Raw genomic sequence first — 25,968 nt, 5'->3', positions numbered from 1 at the left:
TCCGGCAACACCGGCGAAGTGCGAGGAGAAAGGAGGCGGGCTCGTGGAGAAGACCCAGTACGACACCTGTGTCATCGGGGCGGGACCTGCCGGGCTGGCGGTCGCGAGGGCCCTGGCAGAGAGGAACCTGCCCTACACGCACCTGGAGCGGCACACCGGTCCCGGCGGCATCTGGGACATCGACAACCCCGGCAGCCCGATGTACGAGTCGGCCCACTTCATCTCCAGCAGGACGCTCTCGGGATACGGCGGCTGGCCGATGCCCGACCACTTCGCGGACTATCCCCCGCACCGCCAGATCCTGTCGTACCTGCGCTCGTTCGCCGACGCCTACGGGCTGACGGACCGGATCGAGTTCGGCGTCGGGGTCGAGGGCGTCGAGAAGAACGCGGACGGGACCTGGACCGTCACCCGGGCCGACGGACGGCAGAGCGTCCACGGCCAGGTCGTGGTGTGCACGGGCGCTCAGTGGCACCCCAACCTCCCCGAACTGCCGGGGAACTTCACCGGCGAGCTCCGCCACACGGTCGGCTTCCGTAGCGCCGAGGAACTGCGCGGGAAGCGGGTGCTGGTCGTGGGCGCGGGCAACTCCGGCTGCGACATCGCCTGTGACGCGGCGCGCAGCGCGGACCACGCGGTGATCAGCATGCGGCGCGGCTACTGGTTCATCCCCAAGCATCTGTTCGGGCGACCGGTGGACACCATCGCGGCGGGCGGGCCGAAGCTGCCGATGTGGCTGGAACAGCGGGTCTTCGGCGCTCTCCTGCGGGTCGTCAACGGCGACCCGAGGCGTCTGGGCCTGCAGAAGCCGGACCACAGGCTGTTCGAGACACACCCCGCGGTCAACTCGATGCTGATCCACCACCTCCAGCACGGGGACATCACCGCCAAACCGGGGATCGCCCGCGCCGAGGGCAGCACCGTGTACTTCACCGACGGCTCGAGCGACGACTTCGACCTCGTCCTGATGGCCACCGGCTATCTGCACAAGGTGCCGGTCGCGCAGAAGTACTTCGGCGACGAACAGCACCCCGACCTGTACCTGTCGTCGTTCTCCCGCGAGCACCAGGGGCTGTTCGGCGTCGGTTTCATCGAGACCAACTCCGGCGCGTACCAACTCTTCGACACCCAGGCTCAGTTGATCGCCGGGTACATCCACGACACGCGGCACGGGCTGCCCAACGCGGAGCGCTTCGCGGGCATGATCCGCAGCGACCGGCCGGACCTCACCGGAGGCCTGAAGTTCGTCGCCTCACCCCGCCACACCGGCTACGTCGACAGCGCGACCTTCGTGAAGCATCTCGCCAGGGTCGCGGCCCGGATGGGCTGGCGCACCGAGGGACAGCCGCCTCCGGTGAGGTCCCCGCGACGGGCGGAGACGGTGTCGTGAGCGGCTTCGACTTCACCGACAAGGTCATGCTGGTGACCGGCGGCGCGGGCGGTATCGGCAGCGCGATGTGCCGCCGCTTCGCCTCCGGCGGCGCCCGCTGCGTGGTCGTCGACATCGACGCGGCCCGCGCCGAGAGGACCGCCGACGAGCTGCCCGGCACCGGGCACTTGGGCATCGGCTGCGACGTCCTCGACCGCTCCCAGGTGGAGCGACTCTTCGACCTGGTCGGCGACACGTACGGCCGGCTCGACGTCCTCGTCAACAACGTGGGCATGACCAGCACCGAACGCTTCGACGTCCGCAGCGTCGAGAGCATCGAACGGGAGATCACGCTCAACCTGACCTCCCCGCTGATCGCGACCAGGATCGCGATCCCCCTGCTCCAGGCCTCCCGGGACGCCCGCGTGGTCACCACCGTCTCCCTCGGCGGGATCTTCCCGCTGGGTGAGACCCCCATCTACACGGCCTCGAAGTTCGGACTGCGCGGCGCGATGCTCTCCATCGGGCTCGACCTCAGGAGCAAGGGCATCCTCGCCGGATCGGTGCTCCCGTCGGCCACCGACACCCGGATGCTGCGCCAGGAGGCCGTGGACGGCGGAAACTCCATGCAGTTCCAGGACCGGCCGCAGCAGCCCGCCGACGTCGTGGCGGCCGTCGTCGGACTGTTGGACAGGCCACGCCTGGAGGCGTACGCCCGGACCGGTGAGTCGTGGCTCGTCCGGTTCGCGATGCTCGCGCCGAATCTGCTGCCCAAGGTCCTCCCGCTCTTCCGCGGGAGAGGCGACCGAGGCATGGCCCGCTATCTGGAGGACCTGCGCCGCAGAGGTCTTGCGAACCGGGTCGACGACCGATGGGAACTGGTGGAGGAGGCATGACCACAGTGGAGAGCCGGTCCGTACTGCGCGTGCTCAACCCCACGACGGGGGAGCTGAACACCACGCTCCCCGCCGCGACGGCGGAGGACGTGGCCAAGGCCGCGGAGCAGGCCCGACAGGTCTTCGACTCGGGAGTCTGGTCGCGGTCGCCGGTCCGTGAGCGCAGCGCGGTGCTGCTGCGGCTGGCCGCTCTGATGGAACGCGACGCCGAACTGCTTGCCCGGCTGGACAGCGAGGACGCGGGCAAGCCGATCTCCGAGTGCCGGGCGGGCGACGTACCCGGCGCGATCGAGTCGATCCGCTGGTTCGCGGAGGCGGCCGACAAGATGTTCGGCCGCGTGGCCCCCACCGGGTCCGACAGCCTGGGCCTGACGAGCCGCGAGCCCATCGGGGTGGTCGCGGCGATCCTGCCGTGGAACTACCCGCTGGCCATGACCGCATGGAAGGTCGGGCCCGCGCTGGCCGCGGGAAACTGCCTGCTGGTCAAGCCCGCCGAGGCGACACCGCGTTCGGCGCTCCACCTGGCCGGGCTCGCCGCCGAGGCCGGCCTCCCGGACGGCGTCCTCACGGTCCTGCCCGGATACGGCCCGGTCGCCGGGACCGCCCTGGCCCGCAGCCCCCTCGTGGGAGCGCTGTCGTTCACCGGGTCCACCGACACCGGGCGGCGGATCCTCAAGGACGCGGCCGAGACCAACTTCAAGCGCGTCTCGCTGGAGATGGGCGGCAAGAGCCCTCAGGTGCTGATGGCCGACGCCCTCGTCTACGGGGACGACCTCATCGACGGCATGATCGAGGCCGCGTTCCTGACGATGGGCCAGAACTGCACGGCGGGCTCCCGCATCCTGGTCCACCGGAGCATCGCCGACGACGTCCTGGCCCGGTTCACGGTCGCCGCGAGGGACCTGGTCATCGGCGACCCGGCCGACCCCCGGACGCACATCGGACCCCTGGTGAACCGCGCCGCCTTCGACCGGGTCGCGGGAGCCGTGGAGGCCGCCCGCGCCGAAGGGGCCCACATCCACACCTCGGGTCTGCCCGACGGCCTGCCGCCGCACGGCGCCTACTACCCGCCGACCGTCGTCACCCACGCCCCCGAAGGCAGCGACGTCCTCACCAAAGAGCTGTTCGGGCCGGTTGTGACGCTGCAGACCTTCACCTCGGAGACCGAGGCGATCGCCCTGGCCAACGCCACCGCGTACGGGCTCGCGGCCTCCGTGTGGACCCGCGACCTCGACGCCGCCCTGCGCCTGGCACGAGGCATCCAGGCCGGGGTCGTCTCGGTCAACTCCTACAGCGAAGGCGACATCACGACCCCCTTCGGCGGCTGGAAGGAGTCCGGCTTCGGCGGCGCGGAGAAGTCCACGAACGCCTTCGAACAGTGGACCAGGGAGAAGACCGTCTGGATCCGAAGCCGCTGAGCGACCGATGAGCAGGGGGCGTTCGAGGTGCCCCCTGCGGCGTCAGCCCCGGGCCGGCCCCTCGGCGCCCAGCACTTCCTCCCGAAACCGCCGCGAAGAGGTGCCGTGCCATCGGCGCACCGCTCGGCGCAGGGTCCGCTCGTCGGAGAAACCTGCCTGATGGGCGATGTCACGCAGCGTCAGTTCCGGGCGCCGCAGCAACTGTTCGACGCGCTCCCTGCGCACTCCGTCGACGAGAGCCTCGTACGTGGTGCCGCAGTCGGCCAGCCGGCGCCGGAGCGTGCGCTCGCTGGCCGCGTGCCGACGTGCCTGCTCGGCGAACGACGGCACCACCGGGAGGCTCTGCGCGATGGAGATCTCCATGACCTCCAGCAGTTCCTGGTGGTGCCGACGCGAGGCCATCTGCTCGTCGAGCGTCTCCAACGCCGACGCGAACGTCACCGGATCCCGGCCCGGCATCGGCGCCCGGGCCCACCCGGGGTCGATGACGACACGGCTGACCGGGACACCGAAGCGGACCGGACAGCCGAAGAAGGCGCCGTACGGGTCTTTGTGGGCCGGTGCGGGGAAGGCGAACTCCGCGACGCGCGGGGCGAATTCGGGGCCGACCGTCAACCGGGCCAGCGTGACCGCGGAGGTCAGCGCCTCCTCGATCAGGAAGACGGCCACGCCTGGATCCAAGGCCGGATCGGGCAGCTCGGCACGGATGGCGAAGCCGCCGTCCTCCTCGCCCGCCGACCACACCACCATCGCCCCGGACAGATTCTGGTACGTCACCCCGGTCTCGGCGGCCTGCCGCAGGTTCTCCGCGGCCATGAGCGCGAAGCCCAGCAGCCCCCAGGCGGTCAGGTGCTGCGCCGCGCCCACCTTCATACCCAGGTGCTCGTCGCCGGTCAGCTCCAGAGCCCGCCGGATCACCGCGCTGCCCTGACGGTAGGAGACCCTGAGGGCCGCCGAACGCATCAGGGTCTCGTCCAGACCGACCTGCTCCAGATGCGGGCGCAGGTCGACACCGCGCTCGGAGGCGACCGAGGTGAGATAGCGCAGGATGTTCGGCTGGATCGTGGCCGATGTACTGCGACTGGTTCCCGCGGGGGCCGCCGGGACCTCGGCGACGGGCATCGCGCTCACCTCCTGCCTGGGCACACCCATGTCCTGGCTGAGCGCACCCACCGCTTGCCTGGGCGCCCCACTGTAGGCGGGCGGGACCTCGGCGGCACCGGGTCTGGCCGCTGAAGTCCCCTGTCCGGCCCTTGGCGCCCCTTGCGTCCCGCGTGTTCAGCCCCTGGCGTCCCTCGTGTCCCTCGCGTTCGGCCCCTGGCGCCCGCACGCTCGGATCAGGCCGGTTGCCTGATGCTCTCGATGATCCGGGCGAAGCCCTCCTCCCCGTGGCCGGCGTCGATCTGGCGCCGGACGAGCCGCTGGACCATGTCGACCACATCCGTGCTGATGCCCTGGTCCGCACTGGCGGCCACCAGGTCACCGAGGTCGGAGAACGCGAGACTCTGCTGCCCAGCCACCGTGTAGTCCCCGCCGTCGATGACCTCGGCGAACCCCTGGAAGCCGCCGGTCATGGCCGACAGCCAGGGCGCGGCCAGCGCGGCGAACTCGCCCGCAGTCATGCCGACCGGCGCGACCATGGCGGCGCCGTGCAGGAATCCGGCGAACATGACGTACATGCCGGCGAGCAGGGCGAGGTCGTACAGGGACGCCAGCCCGGCGTCCTCACCGAAGTAGCTGCCGGTACCCCACAGTTCGAGCAGCGGCTTGTACTCGTCGAAGACCTCGGCCGATCCGCTGTAGAGGATCGAGGACCCGGGCCGGCCGATCATGTCCGGCACGGCCATGATTCCGCCGTCCAGATACGCGATCCCTGCCTGGGCGGCCCAGTCCGCCAACTCCCGTGACTGCGCCGGTGACGTCGTGGTCACGTTGACCACGGTTCGTCCGGCCAGCTCGTCGGAGAGCGGATCGAGCACCTCATGGACCGACGCGTGGTCAAAAAGGCACACGATCACCAGGCGGCCCGCCCGGACCGCGTCCCGGGCGGTGGGGGCCACCTCCGCGCCCTGCGCGGCGAGTTCGTCCGCCTTCCCCGGAGAGCGGTTCCAGCACGTGGTCGCGTATCCGGCCTTCACCAGGGCTCCCGCGAGAGCGGTCCCCATCGCACCAAGCCCGAGAACACTCACCCGGGCACTGTTGTCGGTCGTCATTTTCGGCGTTTCCCCTCGTGTTTGTGGTTCGGTTCGATCCTCTCCGGGGCCGGTAGGGTTGACCAGTACGGACTAATTAGTCGGGTACTCACCTGTTGGTAAGTACCTCGTGGGTTCTTGGGTTCTCGGGTCTTGGGGGACGGATGGCGACTTCGGCACGGCGTGGTCCGTACTTCTGCGGCATCGACGCGGCCATGGACGTGGTCGCCGGCAAGTGGAAGTCGCTGATCCTCTGGGAGCTGGACCACTACGGGGTCCGCCGGTTCGCCGAGCTGCGCCGTGGACTGCCGGGCGTCAGCGAGAAGATGCTGATTCAGCATCTGCGGGAGATGGAGGAGGACGGGCTCGTCCATCGTGAGGTGTACCGGGAGGTACCGCCGAAGGTCGAGTACTCCCTGACGGAGCACGGCGTCTCGCTCAACGCCGCCCTGGCCTCCCTCGGGGCATGGGGCACCGAACGTATCCGGCGGATCGGCGCCGAGAAGGTCCCCGTCGACGCCGCGGGGACCTCTCAGAGCTAAGCACCTGTACTGCCGGGCAGGCTCAACCGGCTTCCGGCAGGGCGCGGTTGAGGATCGCGTCCAGGTCGGCGGAGGCGGGGAGCGTACCGAAGGCGTGTCCCCAGTCGCCGCCGAGCCGGGTCGCGCAGAAGGCGTCGGCGACAGGCGCCGGGGCGTGACGGACCAGGAGCGAGCCCTGCAGGGCCAGCGCCATGAGCTCCACCAGCCGGCGGGCGCCCGTCTCAGCGCCGTCCGGGTCGGACAGCTGGTCCTTGAGCCGGAGCACGGCCGCGTCGAGCCGGGCGTCCGCCCCGTGCGCCAGGGCGAGTTCGGCGAACAGGGCCTCGCCGGTGTCGGGAGCTCGGCCGAGGGCGCGCAGCACATCGAGGGCGTTGACGTTGCCCGACCCCTCCCAGATGGAGAGCAGCGGCGCCTCGCGGTAGTGGCGGGGCATGCCCGACTCCTCCACATAGCCGTTGCCGCCCAGGCACTCCAGTGCTTCGGCGGTGAAGGCCGGGCCGCGCTTGGTCACCCAGTACTTGCCGACGGCGGTGGCGATCCTGCGGAACGCCGTCTCCTGCGCGTCGCCGCGGATCGAGCGGTCGGCGGCTCCCGCGAGCCGCAGGGTGAGCGTCGTGGCGGCCTCGGACTCCAGCGCCAGATCGGCCAGTACGTTCCGCATGAGGGGCTGGTCGATCAGCAGCGCCCCGAAAGCGCCGCGGTGCTTCGTGTGGTGGCCCGCCTCCACGAGGGTCTTGCGCATCAGCGTCGCGCTCATCATCACGCAGTCCAGACGCGTGCAGTTGACCATCTCGATGATCGTCTTCACGCCCTGGCCCTCGGGGCCGACCAGCCAGGCGACGGTGTTGTCGAACTCCGGCTCCGAGGAGGCGTTGGAACGGTTGCCGAGCTTGTCCTTGAGCCGCTGGATACGGAACGTGTTCCGGGTGCCGTCCGGCAGGATCCGCGGCACGAGGAAGCAGGACAGGCCGCCGGGCGCCTGGGCGAGGACCAGGAACACATCGCACATCGGCGCCGACGTGAACCACTTGTGGCCGCGCAGCGTGAACACGCCCGGCTCGGCCGTCGGCGCGGCCACCGTCGTGTTGGTACGGACGTCCGAGCCGCCCTGCTTCTCCGTCATCCCCATCCCCGCGAGCAGCCCGCGCTTCTCGCCGGGGACGCGCAACCCCGGATCGTAGACCCGGCTGACCAGCAGGGGTTCATAGACCGCGGCCAGCTCGGGCTGCCGCCGCAGGGCGGGTACGGCGGCGTACGTCATCGAGGTGGGGCAGCCGTGTCCGGCCTCGGTGTGGCCCCACACCAGTCCGCCGGCGGTACGGGCGACATGGGCGCCGGACCTGTCGTCCGCCCAGGGCGAGGCGGCCAGGCCCTCGGCCACCGCCACTCCCATCAGCCGGTGCCAGCTCGGGTGGAACTCGACCTCGTCGATCCGGTTGCCGTAGCGGTCGTGCGTACGCAGTTCCGGCTCGTGGCGGTTGGCCTGCTCGCCCCACAGTTGGGCCTCTTCACCACCGGCCAGGCGACCCAGACGTCGTACGTCCTCCTCGGCCCAGCCGGCGCCCTCGCGGCGCAGCCCCTCCAGCAGGGCCGCGTCGTCGGAGGCGTCGTAGGGAGTGAGGGGCGGGGCCTGGTTGGTGACGTCGTGCGTGGCGGACTGCTCGGGCGCGAGTATCGGGACCATGCGGCCAGTGTTGCACTATCTCTGCGACCGCATCAAGGATGTAACACGCTCTTTGCTGGGCCGCTTGCCGCTTGCCGCTTGCCGCTTGCCGCTTGCCGCTTGCCGTGCTGGAGGGCTGGAGGGCTGGAGGGCTGGCTGGGCCGCTTGTGGGGCGCGTTCCCCGCCCACGCGAGCGGCACCGAACGCGTACCTGGCACGGCCTCACCCGCGTCCGTCTCGCCCGACCGGGCACAATGCGATCCATGCGGTCCTTGCGGATGAACGCCACCCAGTCGCCGGGCGACGTCGAACTGCGCCCACTGTCGGCGCGGTCGGTCGTCCTGAGCCTGCTGCTCGGCGTGCATCCGCCGGAGATTCCGGTGCGGGACCTGGTCCGCAGCGTCGAACCCTTCGGTATCGCCGGCTCCACGCTGCGGGCCGCGCTCAGCCGGATGGTGACCGCGGGCGACCTGGACCGCGCCGACGGGGTCTACCGCCTCAGCGAACGGCTCCTGGAACGCCAGCGCCGCCAGGACGACGCGGTTCACCCGAGAACCAGGGCCTGGGACGGATCGTGGGAGACCGTCGTCGTCACCGCGACCGGCCGCGGACCCGCCGAACGGGCCGAACTGCGCGCCGAGTTGTCCCGCCTGCGACTTGCGGAACTGCGCGAGGGCGTCTGGCTCCGCCCGGCCAATCTGCGACGCCCCTGGCCGACCCACCTCGCAGACCTCACCCAACGCTTCACCGCACGCCCCGAACAGCCCGACCGCGTCCTGGCCGCGACCCTGTGGCCGCTCGACGACTGGGCCCACACCGCGGGCGCACTACTGACCCACGTGGACCGACTGACCCACCCGGCCGACCGCTTCGCCACCTTCGCGGCCATGGTCCGCCACCTGGTGACCGACCCCGTCCTCCCCGACGACCTCCTCCCCACCCCCTGGCCGGCGCCGGCCCTGCGCGCCGCCTACACCGACTACCAACGAGAGGTGACGGAGGCACTGCACCGGGAACCGGCGTCCACGGAAGGTCTCGACTGATGGCGGCCGGCCTGGGGGAGCCGTTGTCCGAGGCGCTGGCCCGGACGGATCCCCTGGTGCCGTCAGAGGGGTGAGGCGGTGCCGCGGTTGGGGTGGTCGGGGTCTCCGTCGTCGGTGTCGGCGTCGGTCGTGTTGGTGGGTGGGGGAGTGGTGAGTTCGGCGACCGCTGCTGCCAGTTGTTGTTGGAGTGGTTCGGGGAGGGGGTCGCCCTGGACGGCGCCCACCATGTCCTCGGCGAGGTGGTGGAGCTTGGTGTTGGTGTTCTGGGAGACCGCCACCAGGACGTTCCAGGCGTTCTCCGGGCTCAGGCCGAAGGAGGCCATCAGGACTCCGCGGGCCAGGTCGATGACCGGCCGGGTCTGCATGGCGCGCTTGAGCTGGACGACTTCCGCGCGCAGGTCCCGCTCGGCATCGTCGGGCAACGCGTCCTCCTCCGTGGGGCGTTGTTTCCGATCGGGGCGCGCGTCCTGGTCCGGAAGGGCTGCCACCGCCCTGGCAGCGTCACCTGTGGGCGCGTACGTGGGCGCGAACAGCGACGACGTCTCGGTGAGGGCGAGCAGTCGCTCGACCACCGGGCCGGCAGCCTGGACGACGACGGTCTTGGCGTCCTTCAGCGCACGTCGACGCAGGCGCAGCAGGACATTGAGGCCGGAGCAGTCGCAGAACTCGACTCCGCTCAGATCGAGATCCACGCCGGTGACCGACCCGGCGAGGGCTCGACGCAGCTCCTGCTTCAGCAGCTGTTCGCCGTCGAGGTCGATCTCACCGGCGATCACGACGGCTGTACGCGCGCCGACCTGGTGTGCCTCGATCTTCAGGGACGCCGACGGACGCCCCCTCGCCGCGATGACCGATGCCGCGCAGACGGGCTCGTACCCGCTCTCGAACTGCGCGGAGAGTGCAGTGTCTTGCATGGCAGCCGCTCCTGAGGCGTCCGGCCGTCTTCAACTCCCCCAGGCTCAGCTCCCGAGCGTCACCCGTCAAGTGATACATGAAAATTCTTTCGTGCTTTTGAATGCGTGAATGGCAGGTCCTATGCTGTGGCGCATGGGTGGAGTACCTGAGACACATTCCGGCTGGACCTTCCTCACCAACCACGCCCGCGTACTGGCTGCCATCGCCGACGATCAGAACACCCGCATCCGGGACATCGCCGCACGCTGCCGGCTCACGGAGCGGGCCGTGCAGAAGATCATCGCCGATCTGGAACAGGGTGGTTATCTCACCCACACCAGGCAGGGGCGCACGAACGAGTACCGCATCGAGCCTGGGACCGGCCTGCGCCACCCGGCCGACGCCGGGCTGTCGGTCGCGGGTCTGCTCTCCGCACTGGCGCGGCACGACGCCGAGCGCGACACCAGATCTCAGCGACTGCAGACGGCATCCGTCTCCGAGCAGGGTTCCCCCGCCGACGAGTGACGAGTGGCGCCGGGGCCGATCGGAGCACCGCAAGATCGACTGGTGAGGCCGGACGCTCAGGACTACCGTCGGTACAGCGAACGTCGACCCTCACGTCGTCGTACACGCAGGACAAATGCCATGACGGGCCCTCGGACGACACCCTCGGAAACTGCCAAGTCCCCGGAGCGGGGCCGCGGCAGAGGGATCGCACTACTCGTCATCGCCTCCTGCCAGCTGATGGTGGTCCTCGACATCACCATCGTGAACATCGCCCTTCCGCACATCCAGAGCTCGCTCGGCTTCTCGACCGAGAGCCTGTCCTGGGTGATCAACGCCTACACACTGACCTTCGGCGGTCTGCTCCTGCTCGGCGGGCGGTTGGGCGACATCCTCGGCCGTCGCCGCGTCTTCATGTTCGGCGTCCTGCTCTTCGTGCTCGCCTCCCTGCTCGGCGGACTCTCGCAGGAGTCCTGGCAGTTGCTCGCGGCACGCGCGCTGCAGGGCGTCGGCGGCGCCATCGCGTCCCCGACGGCCCTCTCGCTGATCACCACGACGTTCGAGGAAGGGCCCGAGCGGAACAGGGCGTTCGGCGTGTTCGCCGCGGTCTCGGCCGGCGGCAGCGCGATCGGCCTGCTGGCGGGCGGACTGCTCGTGGAGTGGCTCGACTGGCGCTGGGTCCTCTTCGTCAACGTGCCCATCGGCCTGCTGATCGTGCTGGCGACGCCCCGCTACATCCGGGAGTCCGAGCGCCATCCGGGCCACTTCGACATCCTCGGCGCGCTCACTTCCACCGCCGGCATGGTGATGCTCGTCTACGGCTTCATCCGCGCCTCGGAGGACGGCTGGAGCGACGGCCTGACGCTCGCGTCCTTCGCGGCGGCCGTCGTGCTCCTCGCCGCGTTCATCACCGTCGAGCGCCGGTCGAAACAGCCCATCACGCCCCTGTGGATGTTCCGCGACCGCAACCGGGCGGGCGTCTACGCGATCATGCTGAGCCTGGCCGCGGCGATGTTCGGGATGTTCTTCTTCCTGACGCTCTTTGTGCAGAACATCCTGGGCTTCAGCCCGCTGGAGGCCGGTCTCGCCTTCCTGCCGGTGAGCGCGATCATCGCCATCGGCGCGGGATTCGCCTCACAACTGCTGCCCAAGTGGGGGCCCAAGCCCTTCATGACGGTGGGCGCGGTCCTGTCCGCCATCGGACTCGGCTGGCTGACCCTGACCGAGGTCGACAGCACGTACGCGGGCAGCATCCTCGGCCCCATGCTGGTCTTCGGCTTCGGCATGGGTCTCAACTTCGTGTCGCTGACGCTGATGGCGGTCTCGGGAGTGGAGTCGCAGGACGCGGGAGCGGCCTCCGGAATCCTCAACGCCACCCAGCAGGTGGGCGGTTCGCTCGGCCTGTCGGTCCTGGTGACCGTCTTCGGTACGGCCAGCCGCAACGAGGCCACCGATCAGGTCGGCGACTTCATGGCGGAGGCGACCCCGGCCCAGCGCCTCGAGTTCCGCAGAACCGGCGAACTCCCGTCGCCCTGGAGCGACCAGGTGCTGACCTCGGGCATCTCGGGCGCGTTCATCGTCGCGGCGATCATCGCCGTCGTGGGCGCCCTGATCGCCCTGATCGTCATTCAGGTACGCCCCGGCGACCTGGAGCGCCTCCAGGGAAACGGTGCCATGGCGCCCGTGGCCTCCGGGGATTCCTCGGAAACCGGGGACGTGCACGAGAGCCCCGCCGACGCGAGCGAACGGGCTTCGGACGCCTCGGAGTCCCGCGAGGATCCGCCTTCGCGCGACTGAGCCTCAGAGGATCCTCCCTCCCACGGCTGAGCCTCAGGGCAGCGGCTGTTCCGTCCAGATGACCTTGCCCGCGGGGGTGTAGCGGGTGCCCCAGCGTTCGGCGAGCTGGGCGACGAGGAACAGACCGCGTCCGCCCTCGTCCGTGCTGGCCGCGTACCGCAGGTGCGGCGAGGTGTTGCTGCCGTCGAAGACCTCGCAGATCAGGCTGCGGTCGCGCAGCATACGGACCTGGATGGAGCCGGTGCCATACCTGATCGCGTTGGTGACCAGCTCGCTGAGCATCAGCTCGGTGGCGAACGCCAGGTCGTCCAGCTCCCACTCCGCCAGCTGCCGGGTGACCGCCGCGCGCACCTCGCCGACGGCGGCCGGGTCGGACGGCACCTGCCACTCCGCGATGCGGTCCGCTCCGAGGGCACGGGTGCCGGCGACGATCAGCGCGATGTCGTCGCTGGGCCGGTCGGGGAGGAGGGCGTTGAGGACGCCCTGACAGGTGTCCTCCGGTGACCGGTCGGCGCCGCCCAGCGCGGTACGCAGCAGCTCAAGGCCGACGTCGATGTCCCGATCCCGGTCCTCGACGAGCCCGTCCGTGTAGAGAACCAGGCGGCTGCCCTCGTCCAGCGTGAGTTCGGCCGTCTCGAAGGGGAGGCCGCCGAGACCGAGCGGCGGGCCCGCGGGCACCTCGGGGAACTCCACGCTGCCGTCGGGGCTGACAACGGCCGGCGGTGGGTGGCCCGCCCGGGCGACGGTGCACTTCCGGGAGGTCGGGTCGTAGACGGCGTACAGACAGGTGGCGCCGGTGATCGCGGCGCTGCTGTCCTCCGCGGCCTCGTCCTGGTCGATGCGGCCGACCAACTCGTCGAGGAGTCCGAGCAGCTCGTCGGGCGGCAGGTCGAGCGCGGAGAAGTTGTGCACGGCGGTCCGCAGCCGCCCCATCGTCGCCGCGGCGTGCAGCCCGTGGCCCACGACGTCGCCCACGACGAGCGCGACCCGGGCGCCGGACAGCGGCAGTACGTCGAACCAGTCGCCGCCCACCCCCGCCTGCGCGGGCAGATAGCGGTAGGCGATGTCCAGGGCGCTCTGCTCGGGCAGATTGCGGGGCAGCAGACTGCGCTGCAGTGTCACTGCCATGGTGTGCTCGCGCGTGTAGCGGCGCGCGTTGTCGATGGAGACCGCGGCACGGGCGACCAGCTCCTCGGCGAGGGCCAGCTCCTCCTCGTCGAACGGCTCGGGCTTCTCCGAGCGCCAGAAGTTGACCACGCCCATCACCAGGTGCCCGACCCGCACCGGAACGATGATCAGCGAGTGGATCCCGTACTCCACGACCTGCGCGGTGCGCTCCAGATCCTGTGCGAGCCACCCCGGAGCCTCCCGAAGGCTGGGCTCGACCACGGCCTGGCCGGTGCCGATGCTGCGGGCCTGCGGCGAGGACTCGACGAATCTGATCCGCTCGCCCACCGGATAGAGGGGAGCGTCCTTGCGGATACCGCTGAACGCCGTACGGCGCAGATCGGTGCCCGCCTCCGGCTCCTCGCCGCTCAGCACGGCGTCGGCCAGGTCCACGGTGACGTAGTCCGCGAACCGCGGTACCGCCACCTCGGCCAGTTCCTCGGCGGTACGGGTCACGTCCAGGCCCGTGCCGATGCCCACCCCGGCGTCGTACAGGAGCTTCAGGTGCTCCCGGGCCACCTCGGCCTTTCCGGACAGGGCACGCAGCTCGGTGGAGTCGCGGAGTGTCGCGACGCTGCCGGCCGGGCCGCCCTGGAGGTCCGTGGGCCGTTGGTTGATCGCCAGCAGCCGGTCGCCGACCAGGTGCACCTCGTCCGTCGCGACACGCCCCGAGGCCAGCAGACCGGCCGTGTCCGTGTCCAGGCCCAGTTCGAGGACATGCCGTCCCTCGGCGTCCCGGGGAAGATCCAGCAGCCGGTGCGCCTCGTCGTTGGCGAGCAGCAGCCGTCCCTCGCCGCTGGCGATGATCACGCCTTCCCGGACCGCGTGCAGCACCGCGTCGTGGTGCTCGTACATCCGGGTCATCTCGAACGGGCCCAGCCCGTGTGTCTGGCGCAGCAGCCGTCTGCTCACCAGCGCGGTCCCGCCCAGGGCCAGGGCGAGTGCCGCGGCCGCCGCGGTCAGCAGGAGCGGGAGCTGCCGGTCCGCGACACCGCCGACGTTCTCGGTCGTGATGCCCGCCGACACCAGGCCCACGACCTTGCCGTCGTCCGACTTGACGGGAACCACGGCCTGCACCAGCGGCCCGATCGTTCCCGTGATCTCCTCGGTGAAGGAGCGGCCCTCCAGCGCGGGTTCGAGGGTCCCGACGAACTTCTTGCCGATCCGGTCGGGCTTGGGGTGGGTGTAGCGGACCCCGTCGGTGTTCATCACCACGATGAAGTCCACCTTGGACTGCTCACGGGCCGCCTCGGCCCGCGGCTGCAGCACCGCGGTGGGATCGGAGGCGCTCAAGGCGTCGCGGGTGCCGGGAGCGTTGGCGAACGTCTCGGCGACGGCCAGCGAACGGTTGGTGGCCTCCTGGGTGCTGTCGTGCCGCACCTGCAGCACCAGGGCCACCACCGCGGCCACGACCAGCAGCAGCACGATCACCACTTGGAAGACGAACACCTGGCCGGCGACACTGCGCCCGCCCAGCGCCGACCGCAGCCCCGCCGAGGGCCCGTGCCCGCCGTCGTGGGCCCCCCGAGGATCGACTGGATGGCGCGGCGTCTGCCGTGCCCGCCGCGCATGCGCTCGCCGAGGGCGGTCACGCCTGCGCCGCGCACGCAGGCCGCCCGGGCGGGGGGTCGACCGAGCCCAGGATCGACCCAAGAGTCGCACCATAAGCCCATGTCTACACTGCCGGGCGCCATGAGGCGAGAGGGTCATGCCGCACGAGGGGCGACGGCCCGGGCCGAGTGGCCCAGACCAATGGCGGAAGGACACCCTCAGGTCCGTGCGGCGGCCCGGCTCGCGGACGCGGGGCGGTGCGTGGTGGCCGCGGCCCGGTGCCGATGATCCCGGGCCGACCGATGCTGCCGTCGGCGCGATCTCGCCGCATCATGGAGAGGGGTTCCATTTGCGCGCATTTGTTCCTCAAGTGCGGGAGGCCGTCATGCACACCCCGGACCGGTACCGGCTGACCTTCACCCATGAGGGATCGGGCGTCGGCGCGACCACGGACAAGGTGGTCGTCGAACGGACCGACACCCTGGGGCCGGGCGGAAACCCGGTCTACTGCGATCCCACCGGCATTCTCCGTGCCGAGATCAGCCCGGCGGGGGAGGTACGGATGCTGGCCAGCGGCGGCTACCAGTCGCCCCTCCCACCGTCCGCGGAACCGCTCCGGCAGCCCTGAGGAGAGCTCGGGGAACCCCAGGCGGTCCCTGGTCCCTGGTTCCCGGTTCCTGTGTTCTGCGTCCTGGGCGAGCTCTAGACGAGGAGCAACGCGGCGGCGCTGCTCGCGCCGAGAGAGGCGCCCGCCACCGTCTGCGCGGTGGAGTGGTAGCCGAGCGCGACCCGTGACCAGCACACTCCGACCACGAGGACGTACGCGGCGAGCCACCAGGCGGTGTGCGTGGCGGCGAGCATCGCCACGACCGCCGAAGCGACGGCGGAGTCCACGCTGATCTTCCACGCCGTGTTCACGGCGAGCAGCACGATCGTCGTGGCCCACAGCCCCAGCATCGCGACCAGGATCCCCGTGGGTGCTCCGCCGAGGAGCATGACCAGGGTCCCGAGCCCGAGGGAGCCGAGGATCACGAAGAAGATCGGTGCCCGCTGCGTACGGTCCACCACGTGCCGGTCGCCCCAGGTGCCGCGCCCGCGCTCCCACTGGATGTACGCGGCCGGCACGATCCCCGCGCACAGGGCGCCGAGCAGACCCCACGGAACGCCGGTCCAGTCACGCGCGGCGGCGGCTCCGATCCCGGTCATTCCGGCGACCAGGACATTGCGGGGCTGAAGGACGTCGGTCACGACGCGGGCGCTTCTCATGCACTCGGCTCACGGGTTCCGGGGTGGGCGGGGGATGGGTGATCGGGCAGCGGCCCAGCATGTCATGTACGGCACGGCGCGATGTGCCTGGCCGAAAGCACCGTTGGTCCTGTGCGGAGTCCCGGTTAGCGTGCTTTTCAACCGATCATCAGGGGGAAACGGCATGTCAGCAGGGCCTGTTGTCGATCTGCAGCAACTCGGAGGGGACTTCGCCCGCGATCCGTATCCCGTCTACGCCGAACTCCGTGCGGCCGGACCCGTGCACCGGGTGCTCGACACCGACGGCGAGGAGGTGTGGTTCGTCGTCGGGTACGACGCGTGCCGTGCCGCCTTCACCGACCCCCGGCTCAGCCGGGACTGGCGCAAGTCCGGAAACATCGGCCAGATCGTCAACACCGAGCAGGACCAGCCGGCGCTCGCCCACATGCTGATGTCGGACCCACCGGACCACACCCGGCTACGGCGGCTGGTGGCAAGGGAGTTCACCCCACGCCGTATCGACGCCCTGGCGCCACGGGTCCAGCAGATCGCCGACGAGTTGCTGGACGCGATGCTCGCGGGGGAGGAACGGCAGGCGGATCTGGTGGCCTCCTTCGCCTTTCCCCTGCCCATGACCGTCATCTGCGAACTGCTCGGCGTGCCCGCGCTCGACCGGGACGCCTTCCGCGCCTGGTCCAACGAGATGGTCGCCCGTACGAGTCCGGAGTCGGAGGCACGCGCCTACCAGGAGATGCCGGCGTACCTCGCCGAACTGGTCGCGGCCAAGCGGAGCCGGCCGGGCCAGGACCTGCTGAGCGCGATGATCCACACCGTGGACGAGGGCGGTGACCGGCTCTCGCCCGACGAACTCATCGGCATGTGCGTGCTGTTGCTCATCGCCGGCCACGAGACCACGGTCAACCTGATCGGCAACGGCATGCGGGCACTGTTCGCGCATCCCGGCCAACTGGCCGACCTGCGCGCCGACTTCGGTCTGCTGGAAGGCGCGATCGAGGAGATGCTGCGCTACGACGGGCCGGTGGAGAACTGTACGGACCGACTGGCACTGGAGGACGTGGAGATGGGCGGGGTGACCATCCCCGCCGGCTCCACCGTCCTGATCGCCATGGCGGGCGCCGGCCGTGATCCGGAACGCTTCCAGCAGGCCGACCGGTTCGACATCCGCCGGGACTCCCGCGGCCACATCGCCTTCGGCCACGGCCTGCACTACTGCCTGGGCGCCCCGCTGGCCCGGCTGGAGGGCCGCATCGCGATCCGCACCCTCCTGGAACGCTGCCCGGACCTGAGGCTGGACGCCGACGAGACCGAGTTGCCGTGGATGCGGGGGCTGTTGATCAGGGGTGCCCGCGAACTTCCCGTTCGCTGGTGACCGTCGGCGCACCACGCCGGTGACCGCCGACGGGCCGGCCCTCATCGGTTACCGGCAGTAACTGAACCGCTCTTGCCGAACTCCGGCCGCCACCAGTACGTACGCGGTGGCACATCCTCGTCGACACCATGACTTCGCGGCGCCCGGCAGGTCTGTCTGCCGGGCGCCGCAAGGCGTTTCCCGGTCGGTGCCCGCTTCTTGGCGATGAAGGCGGCGCAGACGCGACGCGCGCTCGCCGCCGCTCTCTGGGGTAAGGTCCTCGTCACTTCGGAGGCGCCCGTATCTCTCCGTCACATTGTCCGGCCGTGTACACCTGCCGGACGAGGAGGGCGTACGCGGACGAGGAGCAAGAAGCCGTATGGCGCCCTCGGGTGGGCTGGTTCATGAGAGGTTTCTATGAATCCGCGGGACGTTTGAACACTCGGGGCCTCCCCTCCGTATAGGGCGGGGGATTGCCATGCCGGCTCCGGCCAACAGAAGCGTAGGAGTAGATCCTTGGGACGCAACACGCGCAGACGCCCAACAGGCGCACGACGCGCGACCATTGGGGCGGTCGCGCTGATGCTGGGGGGAGGTGGGCTGGTAGCGGCGAACGTCTACGCGACGGCCTCCGAGAGTGGTCAGAGCCAGGCCGGTCAGGTCCTGGCCTCGGGAGCCGCCACGATCGACTGCCCGGACGTGGGCAGCCAGCTGACCGCGGTGCCGGACGAGGCGAAGGCCGAGGTCGACAAGGAACTCGCCCTCCTGGACAAGCAGATCGCCGAGGCCTACCAGCGGTTGCAGCAGTCGACGCAGGCCATCCAGCAGGACGGCGCCTTCGCCGAGAACTCGATCATGAACCCGCTGAAGGAGAAGCGAGCCGCGACCATCGAGCGGATCGCGATAGCCGTCGACCGGGTGGGGGACCGTCCGCAGGGTCTTGAGGCCTTCGCCGCCTGCATACTTCGCGCCTCGGGCAACCAGGGCGAACAGGGCGGCGACGGACAGAACGGCGACCAGGGCGGCGAAGGCCAGCAGGACGGCGCCGACCAGGGCGGTCAGGGCCAGGACGGCCAGAACCAGGGCGAAGGCCAGGACAACGGCCAGAACCAGGACAACGGCCAGGGTCAGGGCGACGAGCAGGGCGATCAGCAGGGCGGCAACGGCGGCCAGGCCGGCAACGGCCCGGTGGCGGCCGACTTCGTGGACATCAAGTCGGTCCAGCCCAACGTGCAGAGCCCGCGCAAGCAGGGCAACGCCTCCCGCGGCACCTTCAGCACCTCCTGCGGTGTGAACGCGAACGGCCTGTTCAACTCCGACAACGTGATCGTGGCCCCCGGTGTCACCAACGGCGCCCACCACTTCCACGACTACGTCGGCAACCAGGACAACAACGCCTTCGCGAGCGACCAGGACCTGGCCAACGGCGACACGTCCTGCGAGAACAAGGACGACAAGTCCTCGTACTTCTGGCCCGTGATCCGTCTGCAGAACGGCGCTCAGGAGCAGGACGCGGGCTCTCCCGGCGGCGGCATCGAGGGCAACGCCGGTGAGATCGTCACGCCCAAGCAGGTGACCATGACCTTCGTGGGCAACCCGCAGAGCAAGGTCACCGAGATGCCGAAGCTGCTGCGCATCATCACCGGTGACGCCAAGGCGTTCGTGAACGGCACCGCCAACGCCAATGCCTCATGGAGCTGCACCGGGTTCGAGGACCGGCAGCTGAAGGACAAGTACCCGCTCTGCCCCCAGGGCAGTGACGTGGTCCGCACCTTCAAGTTCCAGAGCTGCTGGGACGGCAACAACATCGACAGCGCCAACCACCGCACCCACGTGGCCTTCGCCGACGCCAACGGCGTCTGCGCGAACGGCTTCAAGGCCATCCCGCAGCTCGTCCAGCGGATCGTCTACGACGTCGACGCGCCCAGCCTGAACGACGGCGGCAGGACCACCCCGCTGTTCGCGGTCGACTCCTTCCCGGAGCAGTTGCACAAGCCGGTCACCGACCACGGCGACTTCATCAACGTCTTCGACGAGGACCTGATGGGGGAGATGGTGGACTGCATCAACGGAGGCCGGAAGTGCGACGCCGCCGACGGTGCGGGTGACGGCGCCGGCGAGGAGCCGGGCAACTCCCCGTCGCCGACGCCCACGAACCCGCCCGGCGGGAACAACGGCGACGACGACCCCGCGGACAACGGCAACGGGAACGGCGGCGACAACGGCAACGGCGGCGAGAACACCCCGTCGCCCACGGCCACCGCCCCGTCCGGTGGGAACAACCAGGACGAGGACCCCGCCGACAACGGCGCCGAGAACACTGAGAAGCCCTCCACCGACAGCACGCAGGCCCCCGACCCCGCCGCCGGCGAGGACAAGGGCGACGCCGAAGCGGTGCCGAAGGCCGAATCGTCCCCGTCGGCCGTCCAGAGCGACGCGGCCGCGGCGACGGGTGGCGACGACGATCTCGGCGGCGCCGTACCGGGCCCCGAGCCGTCGGGCGCCTCGGTGCTCGAACCGCAGGCGACCTCGGGCGGACTCGCCGACACCGGGACGCAGTTGTGGCCGGCCGCGGCCGGAGCGCTGCTCCTGCTCGCGGGCTTCGTACTGCTCCGCCGTATCAACAGCAGGCAGACGTGACGTGGTAGCGCCAGAACGGGCTCGCGCCACAACGCGGTAGCACCACAACGCGGTAGCACCGCACCGAAGTAACGCCGTATCGCAGTAACGGCATCGAGGAGCTGGCCGGGGAAACCCGGTCGGCTCCTCGCTCGTTCACGGGCCCGTGCCGATGACCTCGGCGACGAAGCTCGCCAGCTGCTTCCGCATTTCCTCCCGGGGTACGCCCTTCTGACCGGCCAGGTGCTCGACGAGGTCGGCTCGGACGGTGGCGAGCAGCGCGTGCGCGGTGAAGTCGCTGTTGGTGAGGCCGGGAATCTGCTCCAGCGCGGACCGGAGCAGGCTGTGCCATCGCTCGTAGTGATCCGCCTGGTAGGGGCTGTCGCTGCCGGTCGCCTCCAGGGCCAGCGCGAGATGGCGGTTGTCGAGCTTGAAACACAGGAGGGCGTCGAGCAGGGCGGGTACGCGCTGAAGCGGGGGAGTGTCGGGCCTCAGTGGCGGTGGGCCCTCCTCGACGGCGCTCCCGACCGGTTCGAGTCGCGTCGCGTACAGCGCCCGGATCAGTCCGGTGCGGTCGCCGAAAGCGCGGAAGAGGGTTCCCTTGCCGACGCCCGCCGCCGTCGCGATGTCGGCCATGGTGACGTCCTCGGGGCTCTCGCACTCGGTGAAGAGCGTGTCGGCAGCCGCGAGTACGGCAACCCGGTTACGGGCCGCGTCCTTGCGTGGTCTGCGCTCGGTCATGCTGCTCCTCCATTTGCAAAGCGGACCTCGGGTCCGTATCGTCAATCGAAACGGACCGCTGGTCCGTATCGTACTGGACGGAGAAGCGCATGCCCGCGAACACTTCACTGGCAGATACCTCACCAGCAGATACCTCACCGGCAGATCTGTACCGCCACAGCCTGCGGCTGCTGCTGGACAAGAACATCCCTGCCTGGGTCGACCTGTGGGCCGAGGACGGCATTCTGGAATTTCCCTTCGCGCCCCAGGGCTGGCCCGGGCGGCTGGAGGGCAAGGAGGCCATCGCCGCCTACATGCGCCGCTATCCCGATCACATCGACCTGCACGACATCCCCGACCTGCGGATTCACCAGACCACCGAGTCGGACGTCATCGTGGTGGAGATGCGCGCTGTGGGCCGCCTGGTGGAGACCGAGGGCCCCTTCGACATGACCTACATCGCCGTCGTGACCGTCCGGGACGGGCTCATCTCCTCCTACCGCGACTACTGGAACCCGCTCGCCGTTCAGGAACCCGGCGTCGACTTCACCGCGAGCGGCACCCGATGAGCAGCACGGGCGCGACTCTGGTCATCGGTGCCACCGGCACGACCGGCAGCCGTACCGCCGCGCAGCTGATCGCCGCCGGCCATCGCGTCAAGGCCGCAAGCCGTCGCGCGACCCCGGTGCCGGGCGCGGAACCGGTCCGCTTCGACTGGGGCGATCCCGGGACCCATGCCGACGCACTCGACGGAGTCGACCGCGTCTTCCTCATCCCGCCCCTCGGCGACTCCGACCCGGCCTCGGTCATGGTGCCCTTCCTGCGGCGGGCCCGTGCCGCCGGGGTGCGCCGTGCGGTGCTCCTCAGTTCCTCGGCCATATCCGAGGGCGGCCCGGCGGTGGGAATGGTGCATCAGGCACTGCCCGGTCTGTTCGACGAGTGGGCGGTGCTGCGGCCCTCGTGGTTCATGCAGAACTTCACCGGAGCGCACGCCCACGGCGAAAGCATTCGAGCGGACGGCACCATCCTGACCGCGGCCGGGGCCGGCCGTGTCGGCTTCGTCGACGCCGACGACATCGCCGCCGTCGCCGTACGAGCCCTCACCGACGACCGCGCCCCCAATGCCGGACTGGTCCTGACCGGTCCGCAGGCGCTCGGTTACGACGACATCGCCGCGATCGTCACGGAGGTCACCGGTCGACCTGTGGTCCACCATCGGCTGACCCATGAACAGCTGCGCGACCGACTCGCGGCCTTCATGCCGCTGGAGTTCGCCACGCTGCTGGCCGACATGGACCGCGCCATAGCCGGTGGAGCCGAGGACCGCACCACCGGCACCGTCCAGCTCCTCACCGGCCGCCCGCCGAACGGCTTCCGCGCGGTCGCCGAGCGCGAGTTGAACGATCCGGTCTCCGCGTAGGGGACGGTACGCACCCGTTCGCCGGACACCGGGTCGGCCCGGCGCCCGACGAACCGCGTGCTGTCAGCCGTGATAGCCGATGTAGCCGTTGCCGTCCCGGTCGTTGTTCCTCTTCGTGTAGCTGTGCACGTCCGCACGGCTGCCCGAGGGCTTGTAGAGGTAGATGGTGTCGGCGTCGTTGTTCCACATGAAGTTGCAGTTGTCCCGGTAGACGACATTGTTGGCATCGGAGTCGTTGCCGTTGCCGCCGCGCAACTTCACATAGTCACCGGGCTGGAGATAGTGGTTCACGGTGAAGGCGAAACGGTTGCCGGTCTTGTCCTTGACGACATAACCCTTGAGATTCACGGTCGCCGAGGACGAGTAGTTCTTGATGGTCAGGTATTCCTGATGAGTGTTGCCGGTGGTGCATCTGTTGGAGTCGCTGCCGGGTGCGTCGTACTGGACGCCCCGGACCTTCAACGCCGATGTGTACTCGGCCGCCTGGGCCGGGGCGGCAACGAGAACCGCCAGTGCACCGGCTGTGAAGGACACGGCTATGACAGGGTGCTTTCGCATGGGAATCCCCCTCCTGATCGCTATGAGGCACAGGAGCCTAGCCATGCCGTGAACGAAGTGTGTCGGGTTGGGAGTTATTGCGTTTTCCGTCATGAAAACGTGATAGCGGCGCGAAAGGTCAGAGGTGGGCCGGGCGTCCGGCCCAGGGCGGAAATCCGTTGAAACCTGTCGGTAATGCCCCTGTGGGGTGAATGCCCGCGCTCCTAGCGTGGTGAGCCGTTCCCGCGTACGTCCGGCGGCGCGTTCACACTCCAGGAAAGAGCACAGGCATGCAGTACTTCCTGCCGATCGTCATCGGCGTCGTCTACGCGCTGCTGATGTCCCTCATCCGGGAACCGCACCGGCGGCGATTCAACGCCGTCATGGTCGCGGGGGCGGGCGCCGCGTACCTCAGCGGTGGCGGGATGGGTGGCTGGGAGTTCGCGTTCACGGCGGTCATGGCCTATGTCGCGTACCGCGGTCTCGACTCCTGGACCTTCATCGGTATCGGCTGGCTGCTGCACACCGCGTGGGACGTCGTGCACCACATCAAGGGCAACCCCCTCATCCCCTTCGCCCACGACTCGTCGCTGGGCTGCGCGATCTGCGACCCGGTCATCGCGGTCTGGTGCTTCATGGGAGGCCTGTCACCGCGTGAGCTCCTGCGCAAGGTGCGGTCCGGGAACCGTAAGGACCGCGACGCGAACGTCCCGGCCGACCCGCGCGCCGAGGCGGGGCGGCCGGGACGAGTGGTCCCGCGGGATCAGACCGCCGGGGCCGGGTAGGTCGGGTACTCCACACCGGAGACGTGCTGGACGACCCGGATGACCTGGCACGAGTAGCCGAACTCGTTGTCGTACCAGAGGTAGAGGATCGCGTTGTCGCCGTCGACCTTGGTGGCGCCGGCGTCGACGATCGAGGCGTGGCGCGAGCCGATGAAGTCGTTGGAGACCGCGTCAGGGGCGCTGGTGAAGTCGATCTGGCGCTTGAGCGGCGAGGTCAGCGACACATTGCGGAGGTAGTCGAGGACCTCGTCGCGGGTGGTCTCGCGCCCGAGCCGCAGGCTGAGGATCGCGATCGAGACGTCCGGCACGGGCACACGGATCGAGCTGCCCGTGATCGGCGCCTTGAGGTCCGGCAGCGCCTTGGCGACCGCGGAGGCGGCACCCGTCTCGGTGATGACCATGTTGAGCGGCGCGGAGCGGCCGCGACGGTCGGCCTTGTGGTAGTTGTCCAGCAGGTTCTGGTCGTTGGTGAACGAGTGGACGGTCTCCACGTGTCCGCGCACCACGCCGTACTCGTCCGCCATCGCCTTCAGCGGCGGCACGATCGCGTTGGTGGTGCAGGAGGCGCAGGACAGGATCTGCTCGTCCGGCTTGATCGTGTCGTGGTTGACGCCATGCACGATGTTCGGGACGTCGCCCTTGCCGGGCGCGGTCAGGACGACCTTGTCGATACCGGGCCGCAGGTGCCCCGACAGGCCCTCGCGGTCGCGCCACTTGCCGGTGTTGTCGATGAGGATGGCGTCCCTGATGCCGTACGCCGTGTAGTCGACCTCCGACGGGTCGCTCGCGTAGATCACCTTGATCTCGTTGCCGTTGGCGATGATCGTGCTGTTCGCCTCGTCGACGGTGATCGTGCCCTGGAACTGGCCGTGGATGGAGTCGCGGCGCAGCAGCGAGGCGCGCTTCACGATGTCCTGCTCGCCGCCCCGCCGGACGACGACCGCACGCAGCCGCAGCCCGTTCCCGGAGCCGGTCTTCTCGATGAGCAGGCGGGCGACGAGACGGCCGATGCGGCCGAAGCCGTAGAGCACGACGTCGCGCGGCTCGCGGCGCTCGATCTTGTTGGCGCCGGTGGCGCCGGCGACGGACTCGGCGGTGAACTCGCGCACCGACAGACCGCGGTCGTCGGCCTTGTACGTCGCGGCGAGCATGCCGAGGTCGATCTGCGAAGGCCCGAGATCGAGCTCGGTGAGGGTTTCCAGGAACGGCAGCGTCTCGGTGACCGAGAGCTCCTCGCCGGCTATCTGCCGGGCGAATCGGTGGGTCTTGAGGATGCTGACCACCGACTTGTTCACCAGGGAGCGGCTGTGCAGCAGGATCGTGACGTCCCGCTCCCGGTGCAGCTTCCCGATGAGCGGGATCATCGACTCCGCGATCTCCTCGCGGGTCTTCCAGTTGGTGAACGAGTCGTCATTGACAGTCACAGGTTTATCTTTCGAGCTAGGCGGCGCTCATATGCTAAACCGTCGCCTTTTCGATCATGTCAGCGGCATCGTCGGCGGCATCGGTCGAGCGCATGGCGCGCTCGCTCGCGGTGGCCGGACGGCGTCGCTCAGCGTCCGGGTCCGGCCGGTCCGGGTGTGCCCGGTCCGGGCGCTCCCACGCGCAGCCCGTCCATGACCAGGTCCAGGAGCCGGGTGGCGCGCGGCCGCCAGTCGCCGGCGGGGTCGATCAGCCAGAGGCCGCCGATGGCGAGGATGAAGTCGTCGGCGGTGACCCCTGGGCGGATGGTGCCGGCCTCGTCGTTGGCGCGGAGGAGGAGTTCGGCCGCCTCGGACACCGGGGCGTGCCCCGGCTTCGCCAGGTTCCCCGGGCCGCTCGTCGCCTGCTGGATAGCGTTCGCGAGGCCGGCCTTGGCCATGCCGAACTGGGCGAGCCGGTCCATCCACTCGCGCAGTGCCTGCTCGGGTTCCCGCGTCTCGAGCAACTGGGCCGCGCTGTCGGCGACCTGCTGCATCTCGTGGCGGTAGATCTCGAGGACGAGGGTCTCCCGATTGGGGAAGTTCCGGTAGAACGTGCCCTGCCCGACGCCCGCCTTCTTGGCGATCACGCTGAGCGGGGTGTCCGCGGAGTTCGTCAGCTCGACCAGGGCGACTTCCAGGATGCGTTCGCGATTCCGCTGCGCGTCCGAGCGCTGGGGCGCGCCCTTCTTCGGCTGCACTCGTCCTCCTCGCGGGTCCGTGTCCGAATCCCGACCTTGCTCAACCGGACAACTGTCCGTTACGTTTCCTGTGAGC

23 protein-coding genes are annotated in these 25,968 nt (G+C 69.8%); 13 read left to right on the top strand and 10 right to left on the bottom strand.

The window, feature by feature from the left end:
- Window positions 1–43 precede the first annotated feature (43 nt).
- From JEQ17_RS05355 to JEQ17_RS05345, 3 genes are read left to right on the top strand one after another with little or no spacing between them, the layout of a single operon-like run.
- Complete coding sequence (locus tag JEQ17_RS05355; RefSeq protein WP_200394115.1) at window positions 44–1,390, top strand: flavin-containing monooxygenase; 1,347 nt, start codon at window positions 44–46, stop codon at window positions 1,388–1,390.
- A complete protein-coding gene (locus JEQ17_RS05350) occupies window positions 1,387–2,265 on the top strand; it encodes an SDR family NAD(P)-dependent oxidoreductase (protein ID WP_200394114.1) in 879 nt (292 codons plus the stop codon). The genes JEQ17_RS05355 and JEQ17_RS05350 overlap by 4 nt, the downstream gene beginning before the upstream one ends.
- Window positions 2,241–3,683 (top strand): aldehyde dehydrogenase family protein, encoded by a 1,443-nt coding sequence (locus JEQ17_RS05345; RefSeq protein WP_200394113.1) that lies wholly within the window; start codon window positions 2,241–2,243, stop codon window positions 3,681–3,683. The genes JEQ17_RS05350 and JEQ17_RS05345 overlap by 25 nt, the downstream gene beginning before the upstream one ends.
- A gap of 42 nt (window positions 3,684–3,725) precedes the next feature.
- Here JEQ17_RS05345 and JEQ17_RS05340 read toward each other — a convergent pair whose 3' ends face one another.
- The gene (locus JEQ17_RS05340) at window positions 3,726–4,805 is read right to left on the bottom strand and encodes an AraC family transcriptional regulator (RefSeq protein ID WP_200401310.1); all 1,080 of its coding nucleotides are present in this window, start codon (window positions 4,803–4,805) and stop codon (window positions 3,726–3,728) included.
- Between the two features lie 215 nt (window positions 4,806–5,020).
- Entirely contained in the window at window positions 5,021–5,896 is an 876-nt protein-coding gene (locus tag JEQ17_RS05335; protein ID WP_200394112.1) for an NAD(P)-dependent oxidoreductase, read from the bottom strand.
- A 143-nt stretch (window positions 5,897–6,039) separates the two neighbouring features.
- On the opposite strand from JEQ17_RS05335, the gene JEQ17_RS05330 reads away from it, so the two are divergent.
- Window positions 6,040–6,417, top strand: a complete 378-nt coding sequence (locus JEQ17_RS05330) for a winged helix-turn-helix transcriptional regulator (RefSeq protein WP_200394111.1) — start codon at window positions 6,040–6,042, stop codon at window positions 6,415–6,417.
- 22 nt (window positions 6,418–6,439) lie between these two features.
- Here JEQ17_RS05330 and JEQ17_RS05325 read toward each other — a convergent pair whose 3' ends face one another.
- Window positions 6,440–8,101: an acyl-CoA dehydrogenase family protein gene (locus JEQ17_RS05325; protein WP_200394110.1), complete on the bottom strand. Its 1,662-nt coding sequence runs from the start codon at window positions 8,099–8,101 to the stop codon at window positions 6,440–6,442.
- Between the two features lie 242 nt (window positions 8,102–8,343).
- On the opposite strand from JEQ17_RS05325, the gene JEQ17_RS05320 reads away from it, so the two are divergent.
- Window positions 8,344–9,123: a PaaX family transcriptional regulator C-terminal domain-containing protein gene (locus tag JEQ17_RS05320; RefSeq protein ID WP_234048082.1), complete on the top strand. Its 780-nt coding sequence runs from the start codon at window positions 8,344–8,346 to the stop codon at window positions 9,121–9,123.
- A 62-nt stretch (window positions 9,124–9,185) separates the two neighbouring features.
- On the opposite strand, the gene JEQ17_RS05315 is transcribed toward JEQ17_RS05320, so the two are convergent.
- Window positions 9,186–10,037, bottom strand: coding sequence for an ANTAR domain-containing protein (locus JEQ17_RS05315; protein ID WP_200394109.1), 852 nt, complete (start codon window positions 10,035–10,037; stop codon window positions 9,186–9,188).
- 133 nt (window positions 10,038–10,170) lie between these two features.
- On the opposite strand from JEQ17_RS05315, the gene JEQ17_RS05310 reads away from it, so the two are divergent.
- Window positions 10,171–10,542, top strand: a complete 372-nt coding sequence (locus JEQ17_RS05310; RefSeq protein WP_200394108.1) for a helix-turn-helix transcriptional regulator — start codon at window positions 10,171–10,173, stop codon at window positions 10,540–10,542.
- Between the two features lie 120 nt (window positions 10,543–10,662).
- Window positions 10,663–12,318, top strand: a complete 1,656-nt coding sequence (locus JEQ17_RS05305; RefSeq protein WP_200394107.1) for an MFS transporter — start codon at window positions 10,663–10,665, stop codon at window positions 12,316–12,318.
- Window positions 12,319–12,351: 33 nt separating this feature from the next.
- On the opposite strand, the gene JEQ17_RS05300 is transcribed toward JEQ17_RS05305, so the two are convergent.
- Complete coding sequence (locus JEQ17_RS05300; protein WP_200394106.1) at window positions 12,352–15,150, bottom strand: SpoIIE family protein phosphatase; 2,799 nt, start codon at window positions 15,148–15,150, stop codon at window positions 12,352–12,354.
- Between the two features lie 271 nt (window positions 15,151–15,421).
- On the opposite strand from JEQ17_RS05300, the gene JEQ17_RS05295 reads away from it, so the two are divergent.
- The gene (locus JEQ17_RS05295; RefSeq protein WP_200394105.1) at window positions 15,422–15,664 is read left to right on the top strand and encodes a DUF6296 family protein; all 243 of its coding nucleotides are present in this window, start codon (window positions 15,422–15,424) and stop codon (window positions 15,662–15,664) included.
- A gap of 74 nt (window positions 15,665–15,738) precedes the next feature.
- Here JEQ17_RS05295 and JEQ17_RS05290 read toward each other — a convergent pair whose 3' ends face one another.
- On the bottom strand, window positions 15,739–16,302 hold the full coding sequence (locus tag JEQ17_RS05290; RefSeq protein ID WP_200394104.1) for a hypothetical protein: 564 nt from the start codon (window positions 16,300–16,302) through the stop codon (window positions 15,739–15,741).
- 163 nt (window positions 16,303–16,465) lie between these two features.
- Here JEQ17_RS05290 and JEQ17_RS05285 point away from each other — a divergent pair, with 163 nt between their 5' ends.
- Both JEQ17_RS05285 and JEQ17_RS05280 read left to right on the top strand, forming a co-directional pair.
- Window positions 16,466–17,671: a cytochrome P450 family protein gene (locus JEQ17_RS05285; RefSeq protein ID WP_200394103.1), complete on the top strand. Its 1,206-nt coding sequence runs from the start codon at window positions 16,466–16,468 to the stop codon at window positions 17,669–17,671.
- Window positions 17,672–18,232: 561 nt separating this feature from the next.
- Window positions 18,233–20,290, top strand: coding sequence for a DUF1996 domain-containing protein (locus tag JEQ17_RS05280; protein ID WP_200401308.1), 2,058 nt, complete (start codon window positions 18,233–18,235; stop codon window positions 20,288–20,290).
- 135 nt (window positions 20,291–20,425) lie between these two features.
- Here the strand turns inward: JEQ17_RS05280 and JEQ17_RS05275 are convergent, their stop codons facing one another.
- Entirely contained in the window at window positions 20,426–21,010 is a 585-nt protein-coding gene (locus JEQ17_RS05275) for a TetR/AcrR family transcriptional regulator (RefSeq protein WP_200394102.1), read from the bottom strand.
- Window positions 21,011–21,099: 89 nt separating this feature from the next.
- Here JEQ17_RS05275 and JEQ17_RS05270 point away from each other — a divergent pair, with 89 nt between their 5' ends.
- Window positions 21,100–21,558, top strand: a complete 459-nt coding sequence (locus JEQ17_RS05270; protein WP_200394101.1) for a nuclear transport factor 2 family protein — start codon at window positions 21,100–21,102, stop codon at window positions 21,556–21,558.
- Complete coding sequence (locus tag JEQ17_RS05265; RefSeq protein WP_200394100.1) at window positions 21,555–22,409, top strand: NAD(P)H-binding protein; 855 nt, start codon at window positions 21,555–21,557, stop codon at window positions 22,407–22,409. The genes JEQ17_RS05270 and JEQ17_RS05265 overlap by 4 nt, the downstream gene beginning before the upstream one ends.
- 63 nt (window positions 22,410–22,472) lie before the next feature.
- On the opposite strand, the gene JEQ17_RS05260 is transcribed toward JEQ17_RS05265, so the two are convergent.
- Window positions 22,473–22,967, bottom strand: coding sequence for a lamin tail domain-containing protein (locus tag JEQ17_RS05260; protein ID WP_200394099.1), 495 nt, complete (start codon window positions 22,965–22,967; stop codon window positions 22,473–22,475).
- A gap of 269 nt (window positions 22,968–23,236) precedes the next feature.
- On the opposite strand from JEQ17_RS05260, the gene JEQ17_RS05255 reads away from it, so the two are divergent.
- Window positions 23,237–23,731 carry a DUF6010 family protein gene (locus JEQ17_RS05255; protein WP_234048080.1) on the top strand — a complete coding sequence of 165 codons (495 nt, stop codon included), beginning with the start codon at window positions 23,237–23,239 and terminating at the stop codon, window positions 23,729–23,731.
- Here the strand turns inward: JEQ17_RS05255 and JEQ17_RS05250 are convergent.
- Entirely contained in the window at window positions 23,710–25,155 is a 1,446-nt protein-coding gene (locus JEQ17_RS05250; protein ID WP_200394098.1) for a glyceraldehyde-3-phosphate dehydrogenase, read from the bottom strand. The genes JEQ17_RS05255 and JEQ17_RS05250 overlap by 22 nt on opposite strands.
- A gap of 128 nt (window positions 25,156–25,283) precedes the next feature.
- A complete protein-coding gene (locus JEQ17_RS05245; RefSeq protein WP_200394097.1) occupies window positions 25,284–25,892 on the bottom strand; it encodes a TetR/AcrR family transcriptional regulator in 609 nt (202 codons plus the stop codon).
- Between the last annotated feature and the right edge of the window lie 76 nt (window positions 25,893–25,968).

The organism is Streptomyces liliifuscus (genome assembly GCF_016598615.1).
Lineage (GTDB): Bacteria > Actinomycetota > Actinomycetes > Streptomycetales > Streptomycetaceae > Streptomyces > Streptomyces liliifuscus.
The sequence above is the reverse complement of the archived record's forward strand: the minus strand, read 5'-3'. Positions and strand labels throughout refer to the sequence as shown.